Origin of the sequence: Caldovatus sediminis (assembly GCF_014644455.1) — a bacterium.
Taxonomy (GTDB): domain Bacteria; phylum Pseudomonadota; class Alphaproteobacteria; order Acetobacterales; family Acetobacteraceae; genus Caldovatus; species Caldovatus sediminis.
Genome location: NZ_BMKS01000021.1, coordinates 24118 through 49927, shown reverse-complemented (window position 1 = coordinate 49927; position 25810 = coordinate 24118). Strand labels below are relative to the sequence as shown.

Sequence of the window (25810 nt, the reverse complement as noted above, 5' to 3'; positions counted from 1 at the left end):
AGACACCACCGCCCCATGCGCAGACCGCAGACGCAAAGCCGACAGGTTGCTAGGCCGCCTCCGCGAGGAACGCGCGCAGCGCCGTGCCGGGCGCGTCCGCCGCGGCGTCGAGGAGGGCGGCGCCCCGCGCCGCCGCCACCGCGCCGGCGTCGGCGCCGCGCAGCGCGGCGCGGCTCGCCGCGACCCATCCTTCGGCGGCGGCGCGCTGCTTCTCGATCGCCATCGCCGTGAGGCTCGCCGCCGCCTCGGCCGGCCGGGCCCAGAGCCGCGCGCCGCGCAGCGCGAACACCCAGCCGCTCTGCCAGGCGAACCAGGCGAACCCGGCCGGGTGCCGCATCGGGCCTCTCCTCGCGGAACCGCCCCCATCGGCGGCGTCAACGCGCCGCCGGGGGGCGGACGCGCATCACAGCTTCTCGAGGATCGCCTCGGCCTTCGACACCTCGAAGGCGCCCGGCGCCTCGACGGCGAGGTGCGTCACCTTGCCGTCCTTCGCGACGAGGGCGAAGCGCTGGCAGCGCACGCCGAGGCCGCGCGGCGTCAGGTCCATCTCCAGCCCCAGCGCCTTGGTGAAGGCGGCCGAGCCGTCGGCCAGCATCGTCACCTTGTCGCCCACGCCCTGGTCCTTGGCCCAGGCGCCCATCACGAAGGCGTCGTTCACCGCCATGCAGACGATGGTGTCCACGCCCTTCGCCCGGATCGCGTCGGCCTGCTGCACGAAGCCCGGCAGGTGCTTGGCCGAACAGGTGGGCGTGAACGCCCCCGGCACGCCGAACAGCACCACGGTCCTGCCCTTGAAGATCTCGTCGGTCGAGACCTCGCGAGGCCCCTCCGCCGTCGCCTGCATCACCTTCACCGAAGGGATGGTGTCGCCGACCTTGATCGCCATGGATGCTCCCTCTCCGTTCCTGACCGGGCGTGACTGCGTGACTGGAGGTCCGGGTCCGATTGCCCGACCGCGCCGCTTGGGCACTGTCCGTGTAGCGTCTGCCGGCCGCGCTGTCATGGGGGCGGCCGCCGCTCCCGCAACGGTGGCGCCGCCGGGTTGCACCGCCGCGGCCGCGCCGCCATGTTGAGGCAGCCATGGCCAGACGCGCGATGCCCGCCTCGGACTCCCTGGGCGAGGGAGGCTACCTCGCCGGCCAGCTGCTCATCGCCATGCCCGGGATGCAGGATCCGCGCTTCGCGCACTCGGTGATCTGCCTCTGCGCCCATTCCGCCGAGGGCGCGATGGGCATCGTGGTGAACAAGCCGCTGGACGGCCTCTCCTTCGACGACCTGCTGCGCCAGCTCAACCTCGACCCGGTGCCGCCGCAGCGGCGCATCCGCCTGTTCGCCGGCGGGCCGGTGGAGGGCGGGCGCGGCTTCGTGCTGCACACCACCGACTGGTCCACCGAGGGCAGCCTGCCGGTCAGCGGCGAGGTCGCGCTGACCGCGAGCGTGGACATCCTCAAGGCCATCGCCGGCGGCGGCGGGCCGCGGCGGGGCATCCTCGCCCTCGGCTACGCGGGCTGGGGCCCGGGCCAGCTGGAGGAGGAGATCCAGCGCAACGCCTGGCTCTCCGTGCCGCCGGACGAGGCGCTGCTGTTCGGCGAGGACGACGAGCGCAAGTGGCGCGACGCGCTGGCCAAGCTCAGGATAGACCCGCTGCTGCTGTCGAGCACCGCCGGCCGCGCCTGAGCGGGGCGGGCCGCGCGGGGCGGGGCACCGTCACCGCCGCCGGGCGGGCCCGGAGCCTCATCGCTGCCCGGTGGCGGTCGTCGTCGCGTCACGGGCGAGCAGGGAAGCGGCGCAGCGGCCGCCGGTTGCGTCGCCGGTCACCGCCGCCACCGCGGCGCACAGCAGCGGAACCCGCTCCGGCCACCGCTCCGCGGGCGGCGGCGGCGTGCCGGCGGCGAAGCGCGTCGTCCCCGCCCCGATCGCGATCGCGGCGACGAAGCGCGGCCCCTCCGCGCCGAGATGGGAGGCGGCGACCGACTCGTCCGCCGCCGCCAGGGCGGCGTCGGCCGCCGCGCCGCATCCGATGGCGAGCACGACCGGCCCGGCGCCCGCGTCCCGCCGCAGCGCCCGCAGGGCGCCGAACAGCGTGACCAGCGGCGCCGCATGCCCCGCGGCGGCCGGGGCGGCGTCGAGTTCCAGCACCCCCGTTTCCTCGGCCAGCAGCGCGGCGATCAGCCGGTCGCGCACCCCGCCGGCATCGCATCCGGCGCCGCCGAGCAGGACGGCGACCGCATCGCCCAGCGCCCATCGTGGTGGAACGGCGAGGGGTGCCATGCGCAGCGGCGCCGGGGCCGACGGCCCCGCCGGCGCCGGCGCCGCCTCGAACCAGACCGGCAGGGTATCATGCGGCGGGGCGCGGAACCCGGCAGCCGAGGGCGCCGCGGCGCCACCGACCGCGAGGACGAGCAGCGCGGCGCCGATCGCCCGCCCGCCAGGGAGGCGCAGGGACCGCGCGGTCGCGATGCCGGGGCGGCGATGTCCGCGCATCGGGGGGCCTGTCCGCTCCGCGGCCGGCCGGGCCGGCCCGCCGCCGCCCGCATCCGGGTCACACCCAGCGGAGCGCGATCCCGGCTCGCCCGGAAGCTGGGGAATTCCGGTATGCTTCCGTCCCGGCCGCGGAGCCGGCGCATGGACCCTTCCCTGCTCGCACTGCTCGACCGGCTGGCCGCCGCGCGCAGCATCGAGGCCGCCTGGTCGGAGGCGGTCGCCGGCTTCGCCGCGATCGGCGTCGCCTGGTGCCACCATGCCTACGCCCCGCCCGCCTGGTCGCCGCCCGGCGCGCCGGCCCGGCTGCGGCTGACCACCCTGCCGCCCTCCTGGACGGCGCACTACGAGGCGAGCGGCTTCTCCGGGACCGACGCGGCGCGGCGGCGCTGCGCGCACGCCGTCGCGCCCTTCCCGGTCGGCGAGGAGTTCGCCCTGGCGCTCGGCGACCGGGCATGGGCGCGGATGTGCGCCGAGGCGGCCGCGATCGCCGGCATCGGCTGCGGCCTCGCGGTGCCGCTGCGGCCGGCGCCGGGGGCGGCGCAGGGCGGCTTCACCCTGCTGACCCGGCTGCACGGCGCGGCCTTCGCCGCTTGGCGCGGCGCCCACGAGCGCGTCGCCGTGCTCGCCGCGCACGCGGCCGCGCAGCGCATCCTCGAGCTGGCCGAGGACCCCGCGGCCGCCGCGGCGCAGCGCCGCCTCAGCCCGCGCGAGCGCGAGTGCCTGCTCTGGCTCGCCGCCGGGCTGCGCAACGACCGCATCGCCGAGCGGCTCGGGATCGCCACCGCGACCGTCGCGCTGCACCTCGCCCGCGCCCGCCGCAAGCTCGGCGCCGCGACGCGGGAGCAGGCGCTGGCGAAGGCGCTGTCCCTCGGGCTGCTCGCGCCCTGACGCGGCGGCGCCGGGGCCGCCGCCTCACCAGCGCAGGCCGCGCACCGCCGCCAGCGGCCGCACCGCGTGCTCCGCGAGCGCCTTGCGCAGCGGCTCCGGGCCCGGGTCCTCGCCATGCGCGTCGGCGGCGAGGCCGGTGAGGGCCCAGACCGCGTCGAGCCCCGCCGCCTGCGCGCCGGCGAGGTCGGTGTGCGGCGAATCGCCGATCGCCAGCACGCGCTCGCGCCGCCGCACGCCGAGCAGGTCGAGCACCGGCGCATAGACCGCGGGGTCGGGCTTGCCGATCTCCGCCACCGCGCCGCCCATCTCGCGGTAGCGCGCGGCGAGGGCGCCGGCGCAGATCAGCCGCTCGCCGGCGACCATCACGGCGAGGTCCGGATTGGCGCAGACCATCGGCAGGCCGAGGCCGGCGCAGGCGGCGAGCGTCTCCTCGTAGGGCGCGACGCTCTTCGGCCCGCGCCGCGGGTCGGGGCCGGTGTTGAGCACCCAATCCGCCCGCGCCGGGCTGTCCGCGAAGGCGAGGTCGAGGCCCTCGATCACCGAGTGGTCGCGCTCCGGCCCGATGTGGAAGACGCGGCGGCCGAGGCGGGCGAAGAACGGGTCCTCGCGCCGCGCGAGGTGCCGCCAGACCAGCTCGCCCGAGGTGATCACGCCGTCGTAGTGCGCGCCCCTGGCGATGCCCATGCCGGCGAGCTGCCTCTCCACCACCCGGGCGCGGCGCGGGGCGTTGGAGAGGAAGGCGACGCGCTTGCCCGCCTCGCGCAGCCGCGCGAGCGCCTCGACGACGCCGGGATAGGGGCGGCGCCCGTCGTGCACCACGCCCCAGAGGTCGAGCACGAAGCCGTCGTAGCGCGGCGCGAGGGGGGCGATTCCGTCGAGGATGTCCATGCGTGTGCTCAGGCGTCCGTTCCCACCGCCTCGGAGAGGCGCGCGAAGCCCTCGCGCCGCAGCAGGGCGGCGAGGTCGTCCTTGATCCGGCGGATCAGCGCCGGCCCCTCGTAGGCGAGGGCGGTGTAGAGCTGCACCAGCGACGCGCCGGCCCTGATCTTGGCCAGCGCGTCCGCGCCCGAGGCGACGCCGCCGACGCCGATCAGGACGAGCCGCCCGCGCGCCAGGCGATGGACGCTGCGCAGCACCGCGGTCGAGAGCGCGAAGAGCGGCGCGCCGGAGAGGCCGCCCGCCTCGCCGCGGTGGCGCGAGCGCAGCGTCGCCGGCCGCGTGACGGTGGTGTTGGAGACGATCAGCCCGGCGACGCCGCGCGCGACGCAGGTCTCGACCAGCGGGCCGAGGGCGTCCCCGGCGAGGTCGGGGGCGATCTTGACGAGCACCGGCGGGCGGCGCGGCGCGGGGGCGGCGGCGATGGCGTCGAGGATCGCGGCCAGCCGCTCCTCGCCCTGCAGGTCGCGCAGCCCCGGCGTGTTGGGGGAGGAGACGTTGACCGTCACGTAGTCGGCATAGGGCGTGACGGCGGCGTAGGCGGCCGGATAGTCGCGCTCCGGCTCCGCCCCCTCCTTGTTGATGCCGATGTTGACGCCGAGCGGGGCGGGCAGCGGGCGCGGCAGGGCGGCGAGGCGGGCGAGGAAGGCGTCGAGGCCGCCGTTGTTGAAGCCCATGCGGTTGATCACCGCCCGGTCCTCGGCGAGGCGGAACAGGCGCGGGCGCGGGTTGCCGGGCTGCGGCCGCGGCGTGACGGTGCCGGCCTCGACGAAGCCGAAGCCGAGGCGCATCAGCGGCAGCACCGCCACCGCGTCCTTGTCGAAGCCGGCGGCGAGGCCGACCGGGTTGCGGAAGGAGAGGCCGAAGGCCTGGGTCGCCAGGATCGGGTCGTCCTCCGCCGGATCGGCGCCGACGAGGCCGGCCCGCAGCGCGAGCAGGGCGAGATCGTGCGCGCGTTCGGGGTCCATGCCGCGCAGCAGCGGCATGAGGGCGGAGGCGAGGCGGGGGGTCATGTCGGCGGCCTGAATGCCCGACCGGCGCGGCGCTGGAAAGGCCCGCGCGCCGCGGCGCGTTGACGCCCGGCGGCGCGGCGGCGAGAAGGAGGGCGGCGGCCGGCCGACGACCGCCGGGCCGGGAGGGAACATCGCGCGTGCGGGGACCGGCGCTCCTGGTCGCGGGGATCGCGCTGTTCGGGCTGCTGGACGCGAACAGCAAGCTGCTCTCCGGGCAGTACGGGCTCGGCCAGGTCGTGTTCCTGCGCTACGCCGTGCTGGTGCTCGCCTTCCTCGCCGCGCGCGCGGCCTGGCGCGGGGCCGGCGGCGAGCTCGGGACGCGCCATCCCTGGCTGCACCTGATCCGCGCCGCGGCGATGATGGTCTCCGCCGGGGCGTTCTTCCTCGCCTTCCGCCGGCTGAGCCTGGCGGAGGGCTACCTGGTGTTCTTCACCGCGCCGTTCTGGGTGCTCGCCCTCGCCGCCCTGGTGCTGCGCGAGCCGGTGCCGCGCATCGCCTGGGCGTGGAGCGCGGTGGCCTTCGCGGGCGTGGCGCTGGCGGTGGCGCCGCGGCTGCTCGAGGAGGGCGCGAGCTTCTCGGCGGCGGGCTACGCCTTCGCGCTCTGCGCGACCTTCTCCTACGCCACCACGATGACGGTGAACCGCCGGCTGCGCGGCGAGAGCGGCGCGGCGCGGGTGCTGCTCTGGCCGACGCTGCTCGGGATCGCGCTGTACGGGCCGCTGGCGGCGCTCGACTGGACCACGCCCGGCCCGCGCGACGCGGCGATGCTGGCGGCGAACGGGCTGTTCGCGGGGGCGGCGGTGGTGTGCACGGCGGCGGCGTTCCGCCACGCCGACGCGGCGCGGCTGGCGCCGTTCAATTTCGTCGGGCTGCCGGTGTCGCTGCTGCTCGACCTCGCGATCTGGGAGGTGTGGCCGCGGGCGACGACGGTCCTCGGCGGCGCGGTGGTGGTGTTCGCCTGCCTGATGAGCGAGCGGGCGATGCGGCGGCTGCGGGCCGGGCCGCGCGGGCGCTGACGCGGGAAGACCCGGCGCCGTCCGCCCGCGCCGGGCGGAGCGCGACGGCATGCGCGGCGGCGGGCCAGGGGTCGTCCCGGCCCGCAGGGCGCCTCGCCGCGCTCGCGGGGCGCCGCGCGGGGGCCCTTGCGGCGGTCCTCGCCGGTGCCGCGGCAGGCGCCGGTCCGCGGCCGGGGGGCCGCGCCTCAGCCGCGCGCGTTCCGGCGCAGCAGCCAGAGCCGCTCATGCGCGGCGATCAGCGCCTTGATGTCGTGCCGCTGGCCGGGGGCCGTCGTGCCGCCGCCGCGGAGGATGGCGGCCTCGGCCGTGCGCAGCAGGGCCGAGGCCACCTCGTGCTCGCCCTGGTCGCAGGCCTGGTGGAAGGCCCGCAGGATCGTGCCGGCGAGCCGCTGCGCGCGGCCGGCGCGCGCACGGCGCGCGCGCGAAGGGGAGTCGCATCGCCGGACCAGGGATCCGGGCCATGCGGTCGCAGGCGTCGCGGTCATCGGCCATGTCCTCCGTGCAGCGATCGGGCCCCGAGGCCGGCCCGGCCCGCGACGCCGCCCACCGCCGCCGGAAACCGCCCTCCCTCCGACGTCCCATGCGCTTCAGGTCGTGCGGCGAGGATGCGGCACCGCCGCTGCGCCGACCATTGCACCGTCGTTAAGGATTTCCGTGAAAAAGGCGCTGCTCACGCGAAAGGGAGGCCAGGGGGGACCCCGGCGCACCGCCGGGCGGCGCTCAGCGGCCGGCGTCGTCGAGCCGGTAGAAGACCAGGCCGCCGATCTCCGCCACCGGCACCGCGCCGATCGCCCAGCGCGGCAGCGTCGCGGCGTCGTGGTAGCGCGTCGCGCCGCCGGTGGGGTCGGGCAGGGCGCCGGCCACGGCGCGGGCGGCGACGCGGCGGCAGAGGGCGAGGGCCGCATCGCCCTCGGGCGCGTCGGGCATCGCGGTGCGGCGCCGATGGCGCGACGTCCCGCAGGGGAACCGCAAGGGCGCGCGGCAGACGCCGGCGATGCCCCGGCCCCGGTGCGACGGGCCGCCCGGGGCGGCGGCGAGGCGCACGCGGTTCATCACCACCGCCGCCACCGCCTCGACGGCCCGCACGGGGCGGCCGGCGGCCTCGCCGAGCAGGGTGCGGGCGAGGATCTCCGTCGCCGCGGCGCGGTCGCGGCCCTCCCGGCGCGGGGCGGCGCTCATGCCTCCTCCTCCCCCGCCGCGCCGCCGAGGCGGGCCCCCGCGGCGCGGTGGCCCCCTGCGGCCGTCGCCTTCTGCGCGGCGTCGAGCGCGGCCGCGGCGGCGGTGGTGGCGCGCGAGACCTCCTCGAGCTTCGACTCGATGCGCAGGAGCTGCTGCGAGAGGCGGCGGTCGATCTCGCGCACCAGCGAGAGCGGGACGTAGGTGCGCGCGACCTCGAGCTTGAAGGCGGCGAGGTCCTCGCGGGTGCGGCCGAGCGCCTCCGAGTCGCGCTCGTCGGCGCGGTCGATGCGCGCGTGCAGGTCGCGGCGCAGGCCGTGCAGCATGTGGAACAGGGCGGCGACGACCGGGATCTCGATCACCGAGATCCACCAGGTCGGCTCGATCTGGATGGGGGTCATGCGGGGCTTGCCTTCTTGCGGGGGCGGGCGGGGCCGATCACCTTGCGGGCGGGCGATCGCCCCCCTCTCTGCTGGACGCGACGCGAGCGATGTGGAACGAGCCCTACCTGGAGACCTGCTGCCGCTCCGCGCTGCACCGGCTGACGCTGGTCGGCGAGCTCGGGCGGCCGCCGGGGCTCAAGGACGGGCCCTGCCTGGAGCGGCTGGCGGGCATGGGCCTCGCGCGGCGGCGCGAGGCGGACGGGCGCTACGAGATCACGCCGGCGGGCGTGGCGCGGCATGCGAGCGAGGTGCTGAAGCGGGCGGGGTAGCGCGGCGGCCGCCGTCAGGCGCCCCGCCACTCCGCCCTTCGCGCCGCCGCCGGCACCGCCGGCAGGCGCACCGGCTCGGCGAGCAGGCAGCCCGCCACCGCGTCGAGCGCGTCGTCGCGCGCCGCGCCCGGCGCGTCCGGCCGCCAGGCCGCCATCTCCGCCGGGAAGGGCGTGCGCCACACGCCCTCGTGCGCGTAGAGGCGGCGCGCGGCGAGCGCCGGCTCCAGCGCGGCGAGGATGCGCTCCGCCTTCGCCCGCGTGCTGGCGTGCTCGATCACCGCGCAGGCGGCGCCGGCGCGCGCCATCTCGCGCCGCAGCAGCGCGGGGAGGAAGCGGCCGAGCCCGTTCGTCTCCACCCGCACCGCGGGCAGCATCAGCGCGCGGGCGATGGCGGCGACGGCGCGGCACTGCTGCGTCGCCGGGTCCTCCGGCCGCTCCGGGTCGTGCGCCAGGTAGGCGAGGCGGTGCAGGTAGCGGTTGCCCTCGCCGTCGGCGTAGACGGCCGCGAGCACCGAGGCGTCGCCCCCGCCGCCCGCCCGCCCGTAGGCCGGGTCCCAGAACCCGCCGCCGGAGACGAGCCGCCGGCCCAGCAGCGTCAGCACCGCGCGCCCGCCGGCCTCGCGGTATTCCGGCTCCTCCGCGTAGCGGACCAGCGCCGCGGGATCGAGCCGGGCGGCGCCGTCGGCGACCGCGCGCAGCAGCATGTGCCGCGCGAATTGCAGCGGGCCCACGCGCCGGCGCAGCGCCGCGATCGCCTCCGGCGGGAAGCGCTCCGGCCAGACGCTGCGCCCGGCGGCGTTGAGCAGCGGCAGGGCGAGGCGGCGGTAGCCGGCGAGGAACACCTCGTCGTCCTCCCCCTCCGGCGCGCGGTAGAGGCTGTCGGCGCAGTGCGGCGTGCCGACGTAGAGGATGGTGCCGCCGGGGACGAGGACGAACTCGGTCTCCGCCAGCCGCTCGCGCAGCTCGGCGCGCTTGGCCGGCGTGTCGCTGTTGCCGGCGACCTCGACGTCGTCGCAGACGATCAGGTCGGCGTGGCTGCCGGTGATGTTGCCGCCGACGCCCTGGGCGAGCATCGAGGGATCGCGCAGCACCGCCCGGCGCGCGACGGTGAAGCGGTCCGCCGCCCACGCCTCCGGCCCGGCGGGGCGGATCGCGGCGCAGAGCGCGTGGCGCTCGACGATGCGGCGCACCGTGGCGACCATCTTGGTCGCGAGCGCGTGGTCGGCGGCGAGGACGAGGATGCGCGCGTCGGGATCGCGCGTCAGCGTCCAGGCGCAGTAGAGGCCGACCAGGGTGCTCTTGCCCGAGCCGCGGAAGGCGGTGAGCAGCAGCCGGCGGTCGCCGGCGTTGCGGCGGGCCTGGAGCCAGCGGGCGATGCGCCGGTGCAGCACCGGCGTGTCGAGCCGCTGGCGGCGGTTCCAGACCCAGACGAATTCGAGGAAGTCAGCCGGCCGCGTCGGTTCCGGCATCCGCCGCCTCCTCCTCGTCCTCCTCGCCCGGCGGCAGCAGGGCCATCTCGCTGCGCGCCTCGGCCAGCGCGGCCTCCGCCTGGATCAGCGCCGCGTCGCGGGCGGCGCCGATCTCCCCGCCCATCGCGCGGGTCAGGCGCAGCAGGTGCTCGAGATGGGCGAGCGCGGCGCGGCAGGCGGCGTGGCGGGCGGCGAAGGCCCTGGTGTCGGTCCCCTCCGGCGGGGCGGCGGCGAAGGCGCGGTAGTCCTCGACGACGTGCAGCACCATCTCCGCGAGCCGGGCGGCGGGATGCCGCGCGGCGGCGGCGCGACGTCGCCTCATGCCTTCACCACGCGCGCGCGCACCGTGCCGGCGCCGAGGTCGATGGTGACGCCGCTGCGGTTCCACGCCGTCACCGTCACCACGTCGGACGCGCCGACATTGGCGAGGAAGACGATGCCGGAGGTGGCCAGGCTGAAGCCGGCCTGCGCGAAGTCGCCGGCCCGCGCGCCGGGCAGCGGCACGTTGACCTGCGTGCTGGCGCCGGCGGCGAGCGAGGGCGGGTCCCAGGCGAGCTCGGCCGTCAGCTCGCGCCGGCCGTGCGGCAGCCAGGGCAGGCCGTAGAGCAGGGGCGGCGAGAAGGCCGGGTCGCAGCAGAGGCGCAGCGCCCGCACCTCGTAGTCGGCGGAGATGCGCGCGATGCCGATGATGGCGTAGGCGACCTGCGGGGCGAGGCGCACCACCTGCAGGCGCAGCAGCCCGGCATCGGTCATGTCGGCCGAGCCCTGCCACCAGCGCGCCGTCGCGTTGTAGGCGAGCGTCTGGCCGGAGGCGAGGGCGAGCGGCCCGGCGGCGTCGGTCAGCAGGGCCCGGTTGGCGTCGAAGCACTGCACGACGAGGCGCGGGCCGTCGGCGTCCACGGCGAGGGCGAATTCGCGGCAGCGCCGCGCGTCCACGACGAAGCCGAGGCCGCGCCCGCCGGTCAGCAGCACGCCCGCGTCGGTCAGCACGTACTGGTCGAGCCCCGGGAAGGCGAAGTGCTCGAGCAGGCCCGGGCTGCCGGAGACGCTGGTGGAGAGGCAGGCCAGCCGCTCGAAGCCGGTCTCGGTGTTCGACCAGCGCAGCGCCGCCGCGCGCAGCGAGGGGACGGCGGCGACCTCGCGCGCGAACTCGCGATGCGCGGCGGCGCGATGGTAGCGCCGCACCACCGAGCCGGCGCGCGTCGCGCCCGGCGCGTAGTCCACGTCCACCTCGTAGCCCTGGCTCGCCCAGGCGACCTCGTAGAGGTGGTCCTCCGCCGCGCCGGTGTGGCGGGCGACGTAGGGCGAGCAGCCCTCCATGCGGATGCCGCGCGCCCAGACGGCGCGGCTCGACACCTCGGAGAGGAAGGGGATGCCGCTGATCGGGCGCCCCTCCGCCTGCAGCTCGAAGTTCGGGCCGTCGAAGAGGTGGCGGTTGTGCGCGATGTAGGCGCCGGGCGCCGCGGAGAGGCGCACGCCGAACCGGTCCTTGTCCGTGTGCAGCGCGGAGGCGACGGTGAAGTGGCCGCCGTAGTAGCGGACCGAGGTGTTCCACCCGGCCGCGGTCGCGGTGCGGATGTCGAGGCCGATCCGGTTGTTGCTGAAGCGGCCGAGGACCAGGGTGGTGTCCTCGAAGCCGCGCTCCTCGCCGAGGGTGCGGGCGCCGATGGTGAAGCCCTCGACCTGGCGGATCTCCACCCGGCTGGCGTCGAGGTTGCGCAGCACGATGCCGATGTCGGCCTCGTCGAGCCAGTCGGAGACCGTCTCGCGGACGACGCGCAGGCCCTCGTAGAGCTTGGCGGCGTTGCGCACCGCGGCGCCGTCGCCGAGGGTGAGCGCGGCCTGGCCCGCGGGCCCGGCGTAGAGGATCGCGCCGCGCATGGTGAGCCCGGCGGCGGCGCCGGGGAGCGAGAGCGGCTGGCCCGTGCGGTAGGTGCCCTCGCCGATCTCGAGGTGCCGGCCCGAGGCGGCGGCGGCGTTCATCGCCGCCTGCAGGGCGGGGCCGTCGTCCGCGACGCCGTCGCCCACCGCGCCGAGGTCGCGGGCGGAGAGGCGCTCGGCAAGCTTGTCCTCGACCGTGCGCGGGATGCCGCCCGGGTGCGGCACGCTCAGCGTCGGCTCGCCGCGGGCGAACACCGTGGCGTCGCCGAGGCTGTCGAAGCCGAGCAGGCGGTTGGCGCGCGCCTCGCGCGGCGGCAGGGTCAGGCGCCCGCCGGCCTCGGAGGGGTCGAGGCGGATCGCGCCCGCGGTCTCCGCCGCCACGTCCTGCAGGGCGGCGGTCTGGTAGTCGAGCTCGTCGTTCAGCGTGCGCGCGCGCAGCACGCCGTTCTCCTGGAAGTCGGTGGTGCGCGCGATGCGCAGGCGGCGGCGCAGCGCGACCAGGGAGCCGGCCGCGGGCGGCGCGGCGAACACCACCTGGCCGCCGCCGGACTGGCCGGCGCCGGTGACCGCGTAGCCGCCGGACTGCAGCACGCGGTTCAGCCGCACCTCGAGGTCGGCGGCGGCGAAGATCGGGAAGGGATAGGTGAAGGCGGTCTGCACGCCGTCCGCGACGTAGAGCGCGTGCGGCGCGACGTCGCCGATCGTGATGTGCTCGGGCATCGGGGGGACCTTGCGATCGAGGTCGGGAGGGGGCGCGGGCCGGCGCCCGGCTAGTCGAGCAGGCTGCGCAGCGCGGTGCCGAAGCTCCGGCCCGCGCGCAGGTAGGCGTTGAGCGAGCCGTCGGGCCGCAGCAGGCTGGAGCGGCCGGTGGAGAGCCGCAGCGCGTAGAGCGCGTCGTCGTCGGCCTGCGCCGCGGCGGCGTCGCGGGCGAGGCCCTGGGCCAGCGCGGCGCCGGAGCCCTCGTCCGGGTTCACGCCGCCGGCGGCGAGGCGCGTGCGCGCGGCGGCGATGGTGCGGCGCAGGCGCTCGGCGCGCTCGCGCGCCCGGGCCTGCTGCTCGATCTGCAGCTCCTGCTGGCGCGCGGCCTCCTGCGCGGCGAGCTCGCGCGCGCGCTGCCTCTGATACTTCTCGATCTGCTGCCCCTGGCGGATGTTGGCGTAGGTGGAGACGCCCGCGCCGATCAGGGTCGCGAGCGAGGCGAGCTGGGCCATGTCAGTCGTTCGTCCTCGTCTCGGTGGTGACGGAAAGCAGCGTCAGCGGCAGCGGCGCGTCGCCCTCGACGCGCCACAGCGGGGCGAGGCTGTCGCGCCGCCAGCCGAGGCCGCGCAGCGTGACGTCGCCGGTGAAGGGCGCGGGCGGCGCGTCGAGCACGGGCGTGTCGAGCCGCCGGAACGGCACGGGCTGCGGCCCGCGCCCGAGATCCACGGCGAGCGCCGCCGTGCCGAGCAGGCGGAAGGTCGCCGAGACCAGCCGCACCGGCCCGGTGCGCGCGGCGCCGCCGGGCGCCAGCACGTCCGGCGGCAGCGGCTCGACCAGGTGGCGGAAGGGCAGGCCGAGCTGCACCGCGCGCGCCGGCGGATCGAGCGTCACCGCGCCGTCCAGCACCGGCGCCGGCGCGCGCACCGAGCCGTCCGCCAGCACGCCGACCGTGCGGCCTTCGAGGTGCGCGAGGCCGGACCAGACCGCCTGCGGCGCCGCGGCCTCCGCGGCCACCGCCGCGTCGAGTCCGAGCGTCGCGTCGAAGCGCTCGAGGAAGAACCGGCCGCCGCCGTGCCGCTCCACCACGGCCCAGACGGTGCCGTCCACCTCGGCGAGCGCGCGGAAGGCGCCGTCGGTCTCCTGCCGCGTCCAGGCGGTGACCTGCTCGGCGCGGAACAGCGTCAGCGTGCCGAGCGCGCCGTCCGCCATCGCGAGGTGCAGCAGGCGGAGCGCCGGGTCGTAGCACATCGCCGCCGGCGCCTCGACGAGATGCCGCGCGAGCAGCGCCAGGTCGTTCGCCTGGTAGCTGTCGGCGACCTCGGTGTAGGCGAACTCGCAGACGCCGCGGCCGCCGCGGGCGACGAAGATGGTCGCCCCGTCCACGTCCACCGGCGGCACCTGGCGGTCGGTGGGCGAGCCGACCCGCGTCTGCCGGTGGAGCTGGATCGAGGCCGGGGTCAGCGGCTCGCCGCTCACCATCCACTCGGCGCCGGAGGTGAAGACCTGCAGGTGGCGGCCGGAGAAGACGGCGCGGATCGCGTTCGCCTGGTCGGAGACGAGGCCGAAGGCGATCGCCTCGTCGTCGAGCCCGCCGCCGAGGTCGAAGTCCGCCGGCGCGCCGGTGCGCGACATCCACAGCCGGTTCGGCAGGTCGCGCGAGCCGCCGAGCACGAGCCGGTCCTGGTGGAAGCAGGCCGAGACCGGCCAGCCGCGGGCGGCGGAGAAGGCCGCCTCGTCCCATTCGGCGGTCGGCGCGGCGGCGGCGAGCGCCTCCTCCACCACGGCGGTGGCGCTGGTCGCCGACGCCACCCCGGTGACCAGCACCTTCCCGCCGCCGAGACGGAAGCGCGCGCCGGCATGGCCGGCGAGGAAGACGGGGGCGGAGGCCGTGAGCGCGATGGTGCCGGTCGTCGCCGAGGGCGCGAGCGTCACCCCGGCCGGCGCGAAGCGGTGGAAGGGCTCGCGCGCGAAGGCGAAGGGCGCGATCGTCCAGGCGCCGCCGTCGTCGCGCGCCACCCGCTGCGGCGGCATCGCGGGGTGGAGCAGCAGCAGCGAATCGGCGTTCTGCGTGAACGCCATCTGCGGCAGCATGGCCGCGGTCCAGGGCGCGGCGACCTCCGCGATCCGGTCGTCGCCGCGGAACACCGAGAGCGCGCCGGCGGTGAGGGCGAGCAGCCAGGTCTCCCCGGCGCCGTGCTCGAAGGCGACGAGGCGGGCCGGACCGGGCAGCTCGGCGACGAAGCGCAGGCCCGGGCGGCGCGTCACGCCGCCGGTGGGCTGGAGGAAGACGTTGCGCAGGCGCCGCGCGCCGTTCTCCCAGACGCGCAGGTCGCCGCGGCCGAGCAGCTCGGGCGCCAGCTCGCCGGCGGCGAAGCTGGTCTTGGCGCGGCGGATCGGGCTGGCCATGGGCGGCGCTCAGCTCCCCCGCGCCGCGATCAGCGGGAAGCCCGCGAGCGCGGCCGTCGTGTGCTGCTGGCTGTCGGCGAGGCGCGCGGCGCGCAGCTCGCCCTCGGCGAGGCGGAACAGCAGGTCGGCGCGCGAGGCGCTCTCGGTGATCGGGATGCAGAACTCGGCGGCGAGCCGCGCCACCAGGGCGGCGGCGAAGAAGGCCGGGAAGGCGCCCTCCTCGGGGCGGAAGATGTAGGTCAGGGTGATGCGGGCGGAGTTCGCGTGCAGCCGGTCCTCGGCGATGCGGTAGGGCACGCCGCGCCCCGCGCCCTCGCCGCCGGCGGAAAGCGCGCGCAGGAAGTCGGGCGGGAGCTGGAAGGCGTAGGCGAAGTCGGCGACCGGCACGGCGGCGAGGCGCGGCAGGGTCGTCTGGCCGGTGGCGAAGCTCCACGGATGCGCGGAGAGCAGCGCGTCGCGGATGCCGGGATAGAGGTTGGCCGCGACCTCGGCCTCGGCGGTGCCCTCGTCGAGCGAGGCGACGGGCCGCGCGCCGATGCGGATCAGGGCGCGCGAGCAGAGCGCGAGCGCGGACAGGGCCATCGGGGGCTCCGGAAAGCGTGGGACGGGAGGGCCGCCCGCCGGCGGCGCGGCCGGCGGGCGGGAGCGGTCGGGGCGCGGCCCGCTACTCGAAGCAGCGCATGCGCACGACGCCGGTGTCGTCGATCAGCACCGCGCCCTGCGACATCATGTTGTTGACGAAGTAGGCGGCGCGGTCGCCGTGCCAGGTGATGTCGGTCACCACCTCGCTGCCCACGGCGTGGCCGACCGCGGTCTTGTGGTAGAAGTAGCAGTAGCGGAGCTGCCCGGTCTTGGTCAGGCCGGAGTGCGGGATCCACAGCGCGCCGAGCCAGCGCTTCGCCTGCGTGCCCTTCCAGGGCAGCTCGTCGTCGCCGATGTAGTCGGCGTTGGCGAACTCCTCGATCTGCAGCAGCTCGCTCCACTGCTTCCAGCCGACGACGGCGTAGCGCTGGCCGTCGTCCGGCACGTCGGCCTCGCCCATCATCTCGAAGGCGAGCAGCACCTTCTGCCGGGTCAGCCCGTCGGTGTCGGTGATGCCGGTGCCGGTGCCGCTGGCCTCGCGCGTCGCGGTGTCGAGGGCGGCGATGATCAGCTCGTCGGTCTTGCGGCCGAGCGCGTAGGCGCCGGCGGCGGCGACCACCGCGCGCTCGTCGAGCGCGGTCTTGAGGTCGTCGAAGTGGTCGATCCACTCGCCGGCGTAGTAGTCCTGCAGGAAGCACTCGGCGTTGGCGTATTCGAGGTTCATCACCGGCACGGCGCCGTTGCGCGCCTTCGACGCCGCCGTGCCCTTGCCGACGCGCGGGAACACGGTGGAGGCGCCCTTGACGCCGGTCTTGGAGCGCACGGTCGGGCGCAGCTTCGAGCCCTGGCGCTGGTAGGCCTCGTGCACCTCGGCCTCGAACTGCTTGATGAAGGCCTGCTCGATGTTGATGGACATGCGCGGTCGGTCCTCGCGGGGATGGAGGGGACGGGGCGCCGCCGCGCGGTTGGCCTCGCGGGGCCGCGCGGCGGCGCGGGGCGCCCGCGGCCCCGGGGGGTTGGCGCGGGCGGCAACGGGGCGGGGCGGCGGCATCCCGGACGGGCGGGCGGCAGGCAGGGCGGCGCGCCCGGCGCGGGACGCGGGGAGGATCGTCCTCGCGCGCCGGGGGCGGGCCGCCGCGGGGATCGCGCCAGGATGCGGCACGGGGCGCGATCCGGCCTGCCGCCCGCCCCGGGGCCGCCGATGCGCGCCGGAAGGGGCGGGCGGGCGCATCGGCGGCCGGCGGCGGGGCGAGCGGCGCGGGGAGGGCGGGCCGCTCGAGCCCCGCCGCGCAGGCGGCGGCGGCGCGCCGCGCCGCGCCGCCGCCGCCGACCAGGCGCCGGAAGCCCTCGGTGACGCGGCGCACGAATTCCGGCTCGCGCGTGCGCCAGTAGCGCGGGTCGCGCATCAGCGCGCGCAGCGCCGCCTCGTCGGGGGCGTCCTGCGCCTCGGCGTCGCGCGCGAGCGCCGGCTCCTCCTTCTGCATCATGCGCTGGAGCGTCAGCACGCCCTCGTAGGTCGAGGCCAGCGCGTCGAAGACGGAGGCCGGCAGCCTCGCCCTGCCCCAGGCGGCGAGCTGCGCGGCGACGCGGCGGAACCGCTCCTCGCCGCCGAAATGCGCGCGCAGCCGGTCGAGCTCGCGCTCGGTCTCCAGCGCCTGCGCCGCCTCGGCGACCAGCGGCAGCAGTCGCTCCGCCGCCAGGTCGTAGACGAGCTGCGCCTGGGCGCAGGTGAAGCCGGCCGCGTGCAGCCGGGCGTTGATCTCGGGGTCCGGCCCGCACAGTTCGTGGCGCGCCTCGATCGCGTACTCCTCCGGCGTCTCGGGGACGCCGAGGGCGCGGCGGTAGCGGCGCTTCTCCTCCTCCGGCGCGTCCTCGGGCGGCGGGGCGAGGCGCTGGGAGAGGCGGCGCTCCAGCTCGCGGTAGGACTTCAGCAGGGCGTCGAGGCGCACCGCGCCGCGCTCGGCATCCCAGAACTTCTCCGGCACCTCGGGCGGGCGCCGGGGCGCGGCGGTGGCGTCCTTCGCCGCCTCGCCGCCTTCGGCGAGCGCGGTCTCGAGCAGGTCCTCGGCCATGCGGGCGGTCACTCCTCAATCGCGTTGGGGGTGGAGGGCGGAAGCGGGCGCAGGATCTCGGGCGGCGCGCCGAGGGTTCGGGCGAGCCAGCGGGCGGCGGCGGCGGTGTCCACCTGCGCCGCGCCCTCGGCGCCGAGGGCGCGCACGGCCTGGAGGAAGAGCAGCGTGTTCGCCGCGTCCGCCCGGCCCTGCACCTGGGCGAGCGGGCTCGCGTAGCGCAGCCGCACCTCGCGCCCGTCGAGGATCACCGGCGGGACCTCGCCGCGCCGGCGCAGGATGGCGAGGCAGCGCGCGACCAGCGGCGTCAGCAGCTCGGCCTGCAGGCGGCCGTAGGTGGCGCCGAGCAGGCGCGCGGATTCGGCGCTGCGCTCGATCACCTCGGTCGCGGTCATGCGCGCCGCGGAGTCGCGCGCCGGGCCGAGCCGGTCGGCGAGCAGGGCGCGGCGGATGCGCGCGCGCAGGTCGTCGAGCACGAGCTGCGAGACGTCGAAATCCCCCGGCGCGGCGAGCGGCGTCAGGCCGGAGGAGCCCGGCGCCTTCGGGATGATCGCCCCCGGCACTAGGCGCACCGTCGCCGGGTTCAGCACCCCGTCGTCCTCGGCCTGCCAGATGCCGGTGGCGGCGATCGAGGCGTTCTTCAGCACCAGCTCGACCACCTTGTTGGCGGTGCGGATGTCGGGCAGCGCCTTCGCCACCGGGCCGCGGCCGTAGGTCTCGCCCGGCGCCTTGAGCCAGCGGAAGGCGACGAAGGGCGACTCGGCGAAGCGGCCCGCGGCGAGGCCGACCGGCGCCGCGCCCGGCAGGTCGAGCACGGCGGCGTAGCGGTAGCCCTGCGCGGCGCCGGCCTCCGGCCAGACGGCCTCGACCACGGCATGGCGCGCCGCGTCGTCCTCCGCCGCCTCGCGTGCCGCCTCGGCCTCGATCGCGCGCGGCAGGGCCGCGCCCGGCCAGCGCGCGCGGATCGCGGCGGCGGGGAGGCGGGCGGTGCGGAACACCGTGTCGAGGCGGCCGGAGGGGCCTTCCTCCAGCACCGCCTCGCGCAGCGGCACCGCGGCGAAGCGCAGCGCCGAGGCCTCGCCGGGCGGCGCCTCCTCCACCAGCAGGACGCCGGTGCCGGCGATGACCAGGTCGAGGAAGGCCTGGTGCAGCTCGAGGGCGAAGTTCGAGCGGTCGAGGTGGCCCTGCAGCGTCTCCGCCACCTCCTCCAGGGCGCGCGCGGCGGCGGCGCCCTCCGCGGTGTCGCCGATCCCGCGCGCGGGCGAGAGGCCGAACCAGCGCGACCAGGGCGGCGCCAGCTCGGCGAGCAGCGAGGCGGCGAGCTGCTCCGCCGCGTCGGCGGCGGTGGCGTCGAACAGCGCGGCGGCGCCGCTCGCGGGCGGCAGGACGTGGTCGTAGCAGTCCTGCCAGAGGGCCTCGTGCGGGCGGCGGCGCTCCAGCGCGCGGCGCTGGCGGGCGAGGATGTCGGCCGGGCTCATGCGGCGCCCCGCCGGGGGGGGCGGCGCCGGATGGTGCCGCGGGGCCCGGCGGCCGGCGGCGGTGGCGGCGGCGTGTCGCGGAAATGGCCACCCATGGGCGTGCGCTTCCCCTCTCTCGCTGCGGGACGGACGGGCGACCTCCGCGCGCCCGGGAAAAGGCCGCGGGCCCGGCCGCCCGGGAGGAGGCGGCCGGGCCCGCGGTGGCAGGGTCCGGGGAACGGGAGGAAGGCCAGGGCGCAGTTCGCCCGCTGGCGAGGGGAGAGCTACACCGGGGCGGCGGGGGCGGTCAAGGTATTTTTTCCTAGACCGGCGAGACGCCGCCGCAGCTTGCGGAACAGCCCCCGCGGCGTCAGCGCGAAGGGCGCCCCCGCGCCGAGCAGTGCCCGGCACAGCGCCACGCAGGTGAAGGGGGCGAGCGGCGGCAGCCGGCGCCGCCGCGCCGGCCCGGGCGCGAACGGGCCGAGCACCGCGAAGCCGGCCCGCCGCCAGGCGCGCGGCAGGTCGAAGCCCGGCGGCAGGTCGAGTCGCGCCACCACCAGCCGCCCGGACAGCGGGTCGAGCACCGTCCAGCCGCCGGCGGCGTCGCGCAGCGCGGCGAAGCAGTGCCGGAAGCCAGGGCGCAGCACCCGCAGCCAGGGCTGGTCCGCCCGGCCGCCGAAGGCGATCCACACCTGCGGTGGCCCCCCCGGCGCGGCGACGCCGCCGGCCGCGCGCAGATGCGCGAGGCGCGGCGCGCCGGCGCGCCCGGCGCCGCCCGCCGCGGGGCGGGCGACGGCGCGCCCGGGCGCGGCGCTCACGCCACGATCCCCTTGACGCGGAGCGGCCATTCCAGCCGGTCCAGCGCCTCGCGCCAGAGCCGCCAGTCGCTGCGCTCGCGCGGCGCGCGCGGATCGGGCGGCACGCCGCGCTCGCCCCAGATGCGGAGGATGCGCGCGTGCACCAGGTCCACGCGCCGCTGGCGGTAGAGCCGGTCGAGGCACTTCACGACGTCGTCGGGCTCGCAGGGCCGCAGCGTGCGGCCGGCATTGGCGACGATGCGCGCCCCGTCGCGGCGGGCGACGAGGGCGGCCATGGTCCAGAACCAGGCCTCCTCGGCGTCGCGGAAGGGGACGGCGCGGGAGAGCGGGGAGAGGCCGGCATGCGGGGCGGCGCGGGAGGCGGCGGTGCGGGGGGCCATGCGCGGTCGGGTCCTCCGACGTGTGGAACATTCGTAGAACATAACCACCAGTTGTTGCCGCCGGCAAGCCGGAATGTGCAAATGTTCCTATTGAACGGGGAGGCGAGACCTAGGATATTCTGCCCATGCGGCCCGCACGCTCCGGGGAGGCCTCCGCTTGAGGCACGACGACATCTGGCGCGCCATCGACGCGCTCGCGGCGGAGCATGGCCTCTCCGCCTCCGGCCTCGCGCGCAAGGCCGGGCTCGACCCGACCGCCTTCAACCCCTCCAAGCGCGTCGGCGCCGACGGCCGCGCCCGCTGGCCCTCCACCGAGAGCGTCGCCAAGGTGCTGAGCGCCACCGGCACGGGCTTCGACGCCTTCGCCGCCCTCGTCACGGGCGCGGCGAGCGCGCTCTCGCACGGCGCGGCCGGGCGCGGCGGCGGCGGCGGGGCGCGGCGCATCCCCCTCATCGGCCTCGCCCAGGCCGGCGGCGAGGGCTATTTCGACGACGGCGGCTACCCGGTCGGCGGCGGCTGGGACGAGATCGCGGTGCCGGAGATCGGCGATCCCAACGCCTACGCGCTCGAGATCAGCGGCGATTCGATGGAGCCGGTGTTCCGCGACGGCGACATCGTCATCGTCTCCCCCGCCGCCCCGGTGCGGCGCGGCGACCGCGTGGTGGTGCGCACCCGCAAGGGCGAGGTGATGGCGAAGGAGCTGCGCCGCCAGTCGGCCCGGCGGATCGAGCTCGCCAGCCTCAACCCGGCGCACCCCAGCTACGGCTTCGAGCTGCCGGAGATCGCCTGGATGCACCGCATCGTCTGGGCGAGCCAGTAGCCCCCGCCGCCGCGCGGCGCGGTCAGCGCACCGCCGTCCCGCCCACCGTCAGCCCGCTCAGCTTCAGCGTCGGCTGCCCGACCCCGACCGGCACCCCCTGCCCGTTCTTGCCGCAGGTGCCGATCCCCGGATCGAGCGCCATGTCGTCGCCGACCATCGTCACCCGGGTCAGCGCGTCCGGCCCGTTGCCGATCAGCGTCGCGCCCTTCACCGGCGCGCCCACCTTGCCGTCCTCGATCAGGTAGGCCTCGGAGGCGCTGAAGACGAACTTCCCGCTGGTGATGTCCACCTGCCCGCCGCCGAAATTCACCGCGTAGAGCCCGCGCTTGACGCTGCGCAGGATCTCCGCCGGCTTGTGCGCCCCGCCCAGCATGATCGTGTTCGTCATCCGCGGCATCGGGATGTGGGCGTAGCTCTGCCGCCGCCCGTTGCCGGTGGGCCGCGCGCCCATCAGCCGCGCGTTCTGGCGGTCCTGCAGGAAGCCGACCAGGATGCCGTCCTCGATCAGCACCGTGCGCTGCGAGGGCGTGCCCTCGTCGTCCACGGTGAGCGAGCCGCGGCGGTCCGGGATCGTGCCGTCGTCCACCACCGTCACCCCCGGCGCCGCGATGCGCCGCCCGAGCAGCCCGGCGAAGGCGCTGGTCCCCTTGCGGTTGAAGTCGCCCTCGAGGCCGTGGCCGATCGCCTCGTGCAGCAGGATGCCGGGCCAGCCGGGGCCGAGCACCACCTCCATCTCCCCCGCCGGCGCCGGCACGCTCTCGAGGTTCACCAGCGCCTGGCGCAGCGCCTCGTCCACCGCCGCCTTCCAGCCCGCCTCGTGCACGACGCGGCCGTACCCGAAGCGCCCGCCGGTGCCGTAGCTGCCGGTCTCGCGCCGCCCGGCCTGCTCGACCACGACCGAGACGTTGAACCGCACCAGCGGGCGGAGGTCGGCGACGCGCGTGCCGTCCGGGCGCAGCACCTGCACCGCCTGCCACTCGCCGGAGAGCGAGGCCATCACCTGCACCACGCGCGGGTCCCTCGCGCGCGCGTAGGCGTCCACCGCGGCGAGCAGCGCCGTCTTGGCCTCGAACGGCATCCCGGCGAGCGGATTCGCGTCCGTATAGAGCTTCGCGTTGGTCGCCCGCGGCGCCACGTCGAGCGTGCCGCTCCGCCCCTGGCGCACCGCCTTCACCGTCTCCGCCGCGCGCTTGAGCGCCGCCTCGGAGAGCTCGGCCGAGTGCGCGTAGCCCGCCGCCTCGCCCAGCACCGCGCGCAGGCCGAAGCCGCGCGTCGCGTCGAAGGCGGCGGCGCGGATGCGGCCGTCCTCGAGCGACAGCGCCTCGCTCTCGCGGTATTCGAGGAACAGCTCGCCGTCCTCGCTCCCCGCCGTCGCCTCCGCCAGCAGGCGCTCGGCCGCGGCCCGGTCGAGCCCTTCGGGGCCGGCGAAGAACAGCGCGTCGGTGGCGGAGAGGGGATCGGTCGTCGTCTTCGTCGGCGTCATGCCGGCATGGCTCCTTCTGCGGCGGCACCTTCGGGCGGCAGCAGCCGCTCGCGCGGCAGGCGCACCGTCGCGGTGGTGCCCGCCCCCGGCGCGCTCTCCAGCGTCAGCCCGCCGCCCTGCGCCTCGACCAGCGCGCGCGACAGCGGCAGGCCGAGTCCCGAGCCCGCGAACCGCCGCGCCAGCGAATCGTCGAGCTGGGTGAACGGCTCGAAGGCGCGGGGGATGTCCTCCGCCGGCATGCCGATGCCGCTGTCCGTGACGCGGAACAGCAGGTCGCCGGTCGCCGGCTCGATCGCCGCGGAGAGCGTGACGCTGCCGCCCGTCGGGGTGAATTTCACGGCGTTGGAGATGAGGTTGAGCAGCACCTGGCGCAAGCGCCGCTCGTCGGCGCGGAGCCGCGGCAGCCCCGGCTCCAGCCGCAGCGACAGGACGAGGCCCGCGGCCCCCGCGGCCGCCTGCATCACCCGCACCACCCCCTCGGCCAGCGCCGCCGGGTCGAGCGGCGCCTCGGTGACCTCGAAGCCGGTCGTCGCCGCCCGCGCCACGTCGAGCACGTCCTCGATCAGCGACAGCAGGTGCCGCCCGGCGTCGTGGATGGCGCGCGCGTATTCCTGCGCCGGGCCGTGCAGGCCGGGCTGCGCCAGCAGCGCCTCGGAGAAGCCGATCACCGCGTTCAGCGGCGTGCGCAGCTCGTGGCTCATCATCGCGAGGAAGCGCGACTTCGCCCGGCTCGCCGCCTCCGCCGCCTCCTTCGCGCGGCGCAGCTCCTCCTGCGCCCGGCGGTCGGCGGTGACGTCGGTGTAGGTGCGCACGAAGCCGCCGTCGGGCGTCGGATCGGTGGTGACCTCGATCGCCATCCCGTTCGGCCGGGTGCGCTCGTAACGCCGGCCCTCGGCGATCCCCGGCCGGGTCGCCAGCCAGGCGGCGGCGGCCGGGCCCTCGCCGAACTCGCCGCGGGCGAGCTGCAGCCGGCGCAGATCGGCGAGGTTGCGGCCGGGCGCCAATTCCTCCGGCGTCAGCCCGGTCATGCGCGCGGCCAGCGCATTGGCCGCGACCACGTTCCCCTCGGCGTCGAACAGGCAGATGCCGTGGCGGGTGTTCTCGAGCATCAGCGTCAGGATCTCCGCCCGCCGGCTCGCCTCCTCCCGCGCCCGGTGCAGCTCCGTCACGTCGGTCACGACCGAGACCCAGCCGCCGTCCGGCAGCGGCGCGGTGCGGACCTCGATCGCCGTGCCGTCCGGCCGCACGCGGTGCCGCGCCTGCGGCCGGTCGAGCGGGCGGCCCAGCTCGCGCCGCGCGATCTCCTCCGGGTCGCCGGGGCCGAACTCGCCGGCCCGGGCGCGGCGGCGGATCACCTCCTCCAGCCCCTCGCCGGCCGCGATCGGCGCGCCGCGCATGATGCGCCCGTAGGCCGCGTTGACGCGGGCGAGCCGGCGGTCCGGGCCCCAGATCGCCACCCCGTGCGGCAGCGCCTCGAGCACGCCGTCGAGCAGGGCGGCGCGGCGGCGCGCCTCGTCCTCCGCCCGCTTCAGCGCCGTGACCTCGGCCACCTCGATCAGGAACCCGCCATCCGGCATCGGCTGGCTGCGGAAGCGCAGCACCTCCCCGCTCGGCCGCTCGCGCTGGTAGGTGGTCGGGCGCGAGCGGTCCATGGCGGCGCGCTGGCGCACCACCGAGTCCGCGTCCGCGTTGGTGAACTCGCCGGCCGCCGCCAGCTTGCGCAGCACCTCGGTGAGCGTCAGCCCCGGCCGCACCTCGTCGCGGTCGAGGCCGACCAGCTCCGCGTAGGCGGGATTGAACAGCACCAGGCGCTGCCCGGAATCGTACTGCGCGACGCCGCTCCGCAGCTGCTGCAGCACCCGCTCCAGGCGCCGCGCCCGCGCCGTCGCCTCCCGCTCGGCGGCGAAGTGGGCGGTCAGCTCCACGGAGCTGATCACGAAGCCGCCGCCCGCCATCGGCACCGAGTGGAGCTCGAACACCCGCCCGTCGGCGCTGCGCGTCACCCGCCGCGTGACGCTGCGGCGGTCGAGCCGGAGCGCCGCCTCGGCATGCGCCTCCGGATCGCCCGAGCCGTAGATGCCGCGGAACGCGACCAGCCGCACGAAGTCGCGGAACGGCATCCCGGGCGGCGCCAGCGACGGGTCGAGACCGAGCCCCTCCCACACCGCGGCGTTCACCAGCAGCACCCGGTCGGCGGCATCCACCACCACCACCCGGTGCGGCACCGCGTCGAGCACGGTGCGCAGCGTCGGCCCCGCCGGGTCCGGTTCGTGGTCGCGCGACGTCGGGGTCCCGCTCACGGTCCCCTCGTCCCCGCGCCGTCGCCGCGCGCCGGCGCGCGGCGCAGCCCGTGCAGCGCGACCAGCGCCATGGTCAGCACCAGCACCGCCGCCGCCTGGTGCAGCGTGCCGAGCCAGACCGGCACCACCAGCAGCAGCGTCGCGACGCCGAGCGCGTACTGCAGCGCCACCGCGCCGAGCAGCCCGGACACCGCCCCCCGCCGCGCCGCCGCGCCCGGCCGGCCGCGCCAGGCCGCGTGCGCCGCCCCGGCGGCGGCGAGCAGCGTCAGCGTCGCGAGCAGGCGGTGGTGGAACTGCACCGCCGCCACGTTCTCGGTGAGGTTCCGCCAGGCCGGCTCGAGCCACCAGTAGCCCGACGGCACCAGCCGCCCCTCCATCAGCGGGAAGGTGTTGTAGTCGAGCCCCGCCCGGATGCCGGCGACGAAGCCGCCGGCGAGCATGGTCAGCGCCGCCAGCCCGGCCGTCGCCCACACCCAGCCGCGCAGCGCCCGCGGCGCCTCCTCCGCCGCCGGCGCCGGCCGCAGCAGCGACAGCGCGGTCCACAGCAGCGCCGCGTAGAGCGCCAGCGCGAGGCCGAGATGCGCCACCAGCCGGTAGGGCGAGACCGCTGTCCGGTCGGGCTCGAAGCCGGAGGCGACCATCACCCAGCCGACCACCCCCTGCATCCCCCCGAGGAGCAGCAGCAGCAGGAGGCGCGGCTTCAGCCCCGCCGGGATGCGCCCGCGCGCCCAGAACCAGAGGAGCGGCAGCAGATAGGCGAGCCCGATCAGCCGCCCCCAGAGGCGGTGCACCCACTCCAGCCAGAAGATCCGCTTGAACCCCTCGAGACCGAAGCCCTGGTTGACCAGCGCGTACTGCGGGATGGTCCGGTAGAGGTCGTAGAGGCGGTTCCACTCGGCCTCCGACAGCGGCGGCAGCGTGCCGGAGAGCGGCGCCCACTCCATGATGGACAGGCCCGACCCGGTCAGCCGCGTCGCCCCGCCGAGCGCCACCATGATCCAGACCATGGCGCAGACCAGCAGGAGCCAGCGGGCGAGGGCGCGCGCGTCGCGGCGGGCGGCGGCGGGATCGGCGTCCACCGCGCGGCCGGCAGCGGCGGGGGCATGGGTGGCCGCCGCGGCGGCCACGGGCATGTGGCGAGCGGAAAGCGACATCGCCAAAGTATAGGGCCTGGCAGGGCCGCGCGCAGCCCGCGCCTCCCGCGGGACCGGCGCGCTTGTC

The 25810-nt window shown here is 77.1% G+C and carries 26 protein-coding genes and 1 pseudogene; 5 read left to right on the top strand and 22 right to left on the bottom strand.

Annotated features, from left to right (window positions below):
• Positions 1-49: 49 nt before the first annotated feature.
• Both IEX99_RS20665 and IEX99_RS20660 read right to left on the bottom strand, forming a co-directional pair.
• Positions 50-337 carry a hypothetical protein gene (locus tag IEX99_RS20665; protein WP_188903835.1) on the bottom strand — a complete coding sequence of 96 codons (288 nt, stop codon included), beginning with the start codon at positions 335-337 and terminating at the stop codon, positions 50-52.
• Between the two features lie 66 nt (positions 338-403).
• Complete coding sequence (locus IEX99_RS20660; protein WP_188903833.1) at positions 404-886, bottom strand: peroxiredoxin; 483 nt, start codon at positions 884-886, stop codon at positions 404-406.
• A gap of 194 nt (positions 887-1080) precedes the next feature.
• On the opposite strand from IEX99_RS20660, the gene IEX99_RS20655 reads away from it, so the two are divergent.
• Entirely contained in the window at positions 1081-1677 is a 597-nt protein-coding gene (locus tag IEX99_RS20655; RefSeq protein ID WP_229678186.1) for a YqgE/AlgH family protein, read from the top strand.
• 57 nt (positions 1678-1734) lie between these two features.
• Here the strand turns inward: IEX99_RS20655 and IEX99_RS20650 are convergent, their stop codons facing one another.
• Entirely contained in the window at positions 1735-2484 is a 750-nt protein-coding gene (locus IEX99_RS20650) for a hypothetical protein (protein ID WP_188903831.1), read from the bottom strand.
• A gap of 141 nt (positions 2485-2625) precedes the next feature.
• Between IEX99_RS20650 and IEX99_RS20645 the strand changes: the two genes are divergently transcribed.
• Positions 2626-3372, top strand: a complete 747-nt coding sequence (locus tag IEX99_RS20645; protein ID WP_188903829.1) for a helix-turn-helix transcriptional regulator — start codon at positions 2626-2628, stop codon at positions 3370-3372.
• A gap of 24 nt (positions 3373-3396) precedes the next feature.
• On the opposite strand, the gene IEX99_RS20640 is transcribed toward IEX99_RS20645, so the two are convergent.
• Both IEX99_RS20640 and IEX99_RS20635 read right to left on the bottom strand, forming a co-directional pair.
• Positions 3397-4260, bottom strand: coding sequence for a TIGR01459 family HAD-type hydrolase (locus IEX99_RS20640; protein WP_188903827.1), 864 nt, complete (start codon positions 4258-4260; stop codon positions 3397-3399).
• Between the two features lie 8 nt (positions 4261-4268).
• A complete protein-coding gene (locus IEX99_RS20635; RefSeq protein WP_188903825.1) occupies positions 4269-5321 on the bottom strand; it encodes a quinone-dependent dihydroorotate dehydrogenase in 1053 nt (350 codons plus the stop codon).
• Between the two features lie 137 nt (positions 5322-5458).
• On the opposite strand from IEX99_RS20635, the gene IEX99_RS20630 reads away from it, so the two are divergent.
• Complete coding sequence (locus IEX99_RS20630; protein WP_229678185.1) at positions 5459-6337, top strand: DMT family transporter; 879 nt, start codon at positions 5459-5461, stop codon at positions 6335-6337.
• Between the two features lie 185 nt (positions 6338-6522).
• Here the strand turns inward: IEX99_RS20630 and IEX99_RS20625 are convergent, their stop codons facing one another.
• From IEX99_RS20625 to IEX99_RS20615, 3 genes are all read right to left on the bottom strand, one after another.
• Complete coding sequence (locus IEX99_RS20625; RefSeq protein ID WP_188903823.1) at positions 6523-6822, bottom strand: hypothetical protein; 300 nt, start codon at positions 6820-6822, stop codon at positions 6523-6525.
• A 235-nt stretch (positions 6823-7057) separates the two neighbouring features.
• A complete protein-coding gene (locus IEX99_RS20620; RefSeq protein ID WP_188903821.1) occupies positions 7058-7516 on the bottom strand; it encodes a cell wall hydrolase in 459 nt (152 codons plus the stop codon).
• Positions 7513-7914, bottom strand: coding sequence for a hypothetical protein (locus IEX99_RS20615; RefSeq protein ID WP_188903819.1), 402 nt, complete (start codon positions 7912-7914; stop codon positions 7513-7515). The genes IEX99_RS20620 and IEX99_RS20615 overlap by 4 nt, the downstream gene beginning before the upstream one ends.
• An 89-nt stretch (positions 7915-8003) precedes the next feature.
• On the opposite strand from IEX99_RS20615, the gene IEX99_RS20610 reads away from it, so the two are divergent.
• Positions 8004-8225, top strand: coding sequence for a hypothetical protein (locus tag IEX99_RS20610; RefSeq protein ID WP_188903817.1), 222 nt, complete (start codon positions 8004-8006; stop codon positions 8223-8225).
• 14 nt (positions 8226-8239) lie between these two features.
• On the opposite strand, the gene terL is transcribed toward IEX99_RS20610, so the two are convergent.
• From terL to IEX99_RS20560, 11 genes and pseudogenes are all read right to left on the bottom strand, one after another.
• A complete protein-coding gene (gene terL, locus IEX99_RS20605) occupies positions 8240-9694 on the bottom strand; it encodes a phage terminase large subunit (protein ID WP_188903815.1) in 1455 nt (484 codons plus the stop codon).
• Positions 9669-10016 (bottom strand): hypothetical protein, encoded by a 348-nt coding sequence (locus IEX99_RS20600; protein ID WP_188903813.1) that lies wholly within the window; start codon positions 10014-10016, stop codon positions 9669-9671. The genes terL and IEX99_RS20600 overlap by 26 nt, the downstream gene beginning before the upstream one ends.
• A complete protein-coding gene (locus tag IEX99_RS20595) occupies positions 10013-12295 on the bottom strand; it encodes a hydrolase (RefSeq protein WP_188903811.1) in 2283 nt (760 codons plus the stop codon). The genes IEX99_RS20600 and IEX99_RS20595 overlap by 4 nt, the downstream gene beginning before the upstream one ends.
• A 50-nt stretch (positions 12296-12345) precedes the next feature.
• A complete protein-coding gene (locus IEX99_RS20590) occupies positions 12346-12786 on the bottom strand; it encodes a hypothetical protein (RefSeq protein WP_188903809.1) in 441 nt (146 codons plus the stop codon).
• A 1-nt stretch (position 12787) separates the two neighbouring features.
• Complete coding sequence (locus IEX99_RS20585; protein WP_188903807.1) at positions 12788-14680, bottom strand: hypothetical protein; 1893 nt, start codon at positions 14678-14680, stop codon at positions 12788-12790.
• A gap of 9 nt (positions 14681-14689) precedes the next feature.
• Positions 14690-15262 carry a hypothetical protein gene (locus tag IEX99_RS20580; protein WP_188903805.1) on the bottom strand — a complete coding sequence of 191 codons (573 nt, stop codon included), beginning with the start codon at positions 15260-15262 and terminating at the stop codon, positions 14690-14692.
• A gap of 82 nt (positions 15263-15344) precedes the next feature.
• A complete protein-coding gene (locus IEX99_RS20575; protein WP_188903803.1) occupies positions 15345-16178 on the bottom strand; it encodes a phage capsid protein in 834 nt (277 codons plus the stop codon).
• Positions 16179-16608: 430 nt separating this feature from the next.
• A pseudogene (locus tag IEX99_RS22605) lies at positions 16609-17334 on the bottom strand (capsid assembly protein); the annotation flags it as partial.
• 8 nt (positions 17335-17342) lie between these two features.
• Positions 17343-18809, bottom strand: coding sequence for a portal protein (locus tag IEX99_RS20570; RefSeq protein WP_188903801.1), 1467 nt, complete (start codon positions 18807-18809; stop codon positions 17343-17345).
• A 263-nt stretch (positions 18810-19072) separates the two neighbouring features.
• Positions 19073-19606: a hypothetical protein gene (locus tag IEX99_RS20565; RefSeq protein WP_229678184.1), complete on the bottom strand. Its 534-nt coding sequence runs from the start codon at positions 19604-19606 to the stop codon at positions 19073-19075.
• A complete protein-coding gene (locus IEX99_RS20560) occupies positions 19603-19986 on the bottom strand; it encodes a hypothetical protein (RefSeq protein ID WP_188903799.1) in 384 nt (127 codons plus the stop codon). Before IEX99_RS20560 ends, IEX99_RS20565 begins: the two co-directional genes overlap by 4 nt.
• A gap of 157 nt (positions 19987-20143) precedes the next feature.
• Here IEX99_RS20560 and IEX99_RS20555 point away from each other — a divergent pair, with 157 nt between their 5' ends.
• Positions 20144-20806, top strand: a complete 663-nt coding sequence (locus IEX99_RS20555; protein ID WP_188903796.1) for a S24 family peptidase — start codon at positions 20144-20146, stop codon at positions 20804-20806.
• Positions 20807-20828: 22 nt separating this feature from the next.
• Here the strand turns inward: IEX99_RS20555 and tldD are convergent, their stop codons facing one another.
• Genes tldD through IEX99_RS20540 form a run of 3 tightly spaced genes read right to left on the bottom strand, consistent with a single transcriptional unit; the run spans position 20829 to position 25743 of the window.
• Positions 20829-22289: a metalloprotease TldD gene (gene tldD, locus IEX99_RS20550; protein ID WP_188903794.1), complete on the bottom strand. Its 1461-nt coding sequence runs from the start codon at positions 22287-22289 to the stop codon at positions 20829-20831.
• On the bottom strand, positions 22286-24589 hold the full coding sequence (locus tag IEX99_RS20545) for a PAS-domain containing protein (RefSeq protein WP_188903792.1): 2304 nt from the start codon (positions 24587-24589) through the stop codon (positions 22286-22288). The genes tldD and IEX99_RS20545 overlap by 4 nt, the downstream gene beginning before the upstream one ends.
• Positions 24586-25743 (bottom strand): COX15/CtaA family protein, encoded by a 1158-nt coding sequence (locus IEX99_RS20540; RefSeq protein ID WP_229678183.1) that lies wholly within the window; start codon positions 25741-25743, stop codon positions 24586-24588. Before IEX99_RS20540 ends, IEX99_RS20545 begins: the two co-directional genes overlap by 4 nt.
• Positions 25744-25810 lie beyond the last annotated feature (67 nt).

Excerpts from the sequence above, each read along its gene's own strand:
- IEX99_RS20595 (WP_188903811.1), bottom strand. The coding sequence starts at position 12,295 with ATGCCCGAGCACATCACGATCGGCGACGTCGCGCCGCACGCGCTCTAC.
- IEX99_RS20625 (WP_188903823.1), bottom strand. The coding sequence starts at position 6,822 with ATGACCGCGACGCCTGCGACCGCATGGCCCGGATCCCTGGTCCGGCGA.
- IEX99_RS20560 (WP_188903799.1), bottom strand. The coding sequence starts at position 19,986 with ATGGCCCCCCGCACCGCCGCCTCCCGCGCCGCCCCGCATGCCGGCCTC.
- IEX99_RS20540 (WP_229678183.1), bottom strand. The coding sequence starts at position 25,743 with ATGTCGCTTTCCGCTCGCCACATGCCCGTGGCCGCCGCGGCGGCCACC.
- IEX99_RS20660 (WP_188903833.1), bottom strand. The coding sequence starts at position 886 with ATGGCGATCAAGGTCGGCGACACCATCCCTTCGGTGAAGGTGATGCAG.
- IEX99_RS20645 (WP_188903829.1), top strand. The coding sequence starts at position 2,626 with ATGGACCCTTCCCTGCTCGCACTGCTCGACCGGCTGGCCGCCGCGCGC.
- IEX99_RS20590 (WP_188903809.1), bottom strand. The coding sequence starts at position 12,786 with ATGGCCCAGCTCGCCTCGCTCGCGACCCTGATCGGCGCGGGCGTCTCC.
- IEX99_RS20580 (WP_188903805.1), bottom strand. The coding sequence starts at position 15,262 with ATGGCCCTGTCCGCGCTCGCGCTCTGCTCGCGCGCCCTGATCCGCATC.
- IEX99_RS20665 (WP_188903835.1), bottom strand. The coding sequence starts at position 337 with ATGCGGCACCCGGCCGGGTTCGCCTGGTTCGCCTGGCAGAGCGGCTGG.
- IEX99_RS20600 (WP_188903813.1), bottom strand. The coding sequence starts at position 10,016 with ATGAGGCGACGTCGCGCCGCCGCCGCGCGGCATCCCGCCGCCCGGCTC.
- tldD (WP_188903794.1), bottom strand. The coding sequence starts at position 22,289 with ATGACGCCGACGAAGACGACGACCGATCCCCTCTCCGCCACCGACGCG.
- IEX99_RS20635 (WP_188903825.1), bottom strand. The coding sequence starts at position 5,321 with ATGACCCCCCGCCTCGCCTCCGCCCTCATGCCGCTGCTGCGCGGCATG.
- terL (WP_188903815.1), bottom strand. The coding sequence starts at position 9,694 with ATGCCGGAACCGACGCGGCCGGCTGACTTCCTCGAATTCGTCTGGGTC.
- IEX99_RS20610 (WP_188903817.1), top strand. The coding sequence starts at position 8,004 with ATGTGGAACGAGCCCTACCTGGAGACCTGCTGCCGCTCCGCGCTGCAC.
- IEX99_RS20615 (WP_188903819.1), bottom strand. The coding sequence starts at position 7,914 with ATGACCCCCATCCAGATCGAGCCGACCTGGTGGATCTCGGTGATCGAG.
- IEX99_RS20620 (WP_188903821.1), bottom strand. The coding sequence starts at position 7,516 with ATGAGCGCCGCCCCGCGCCGGGAGGGCCGCGACCGCGCCGCGGCGACG.
- IEX99_RS20585 (WP_188903807.1), bottom strand. The coding sequence starts at position 14,680 with ATGGCCAGCCCGATCCGCCGCGCCAAGACCAGCTTCGCCGCCGGCGAG.
- IEX99_RS20650 (WP_188903831.1), bottom strand. The coding sequence starts at position 2,484 with ATGCGCGGACATCGCCGCCCCGGCATCGCGACCGCGCGGTCCCTGCGC.
- IEX99_RS20575 (WP_188903803.1), bottom strand. The coding sequence starts at position 16,178 with ATGTCCATCAACATCGAGCAGGCCTTCATCAAGCAGTTCGAGGCCGAG.
- IEX99_RS20570 (WP_188903801.1), bottom strand. The coding sequence starts at position 18,809 with ATGAGCCCGGCCGACATCCTCGCCCGCCAGCGCCGCGCGCTGGAGCGC.
- IEX99_RS20640 (WP_188903827.1), bottom strand. The coding sequence starts at position 4,260 with ATGGACATCCTCGACGGAATCGCCCCCCTCGCGCCGCGCTACGACGGC.
- IEX99_RS20655 (WP_229678186.1), top strand. The coding sequence starts at position 1,081 with ATGGCCAGACGCGCGATGCCCGCCTCGGACTCCCTGGGCGAGGGAGGC.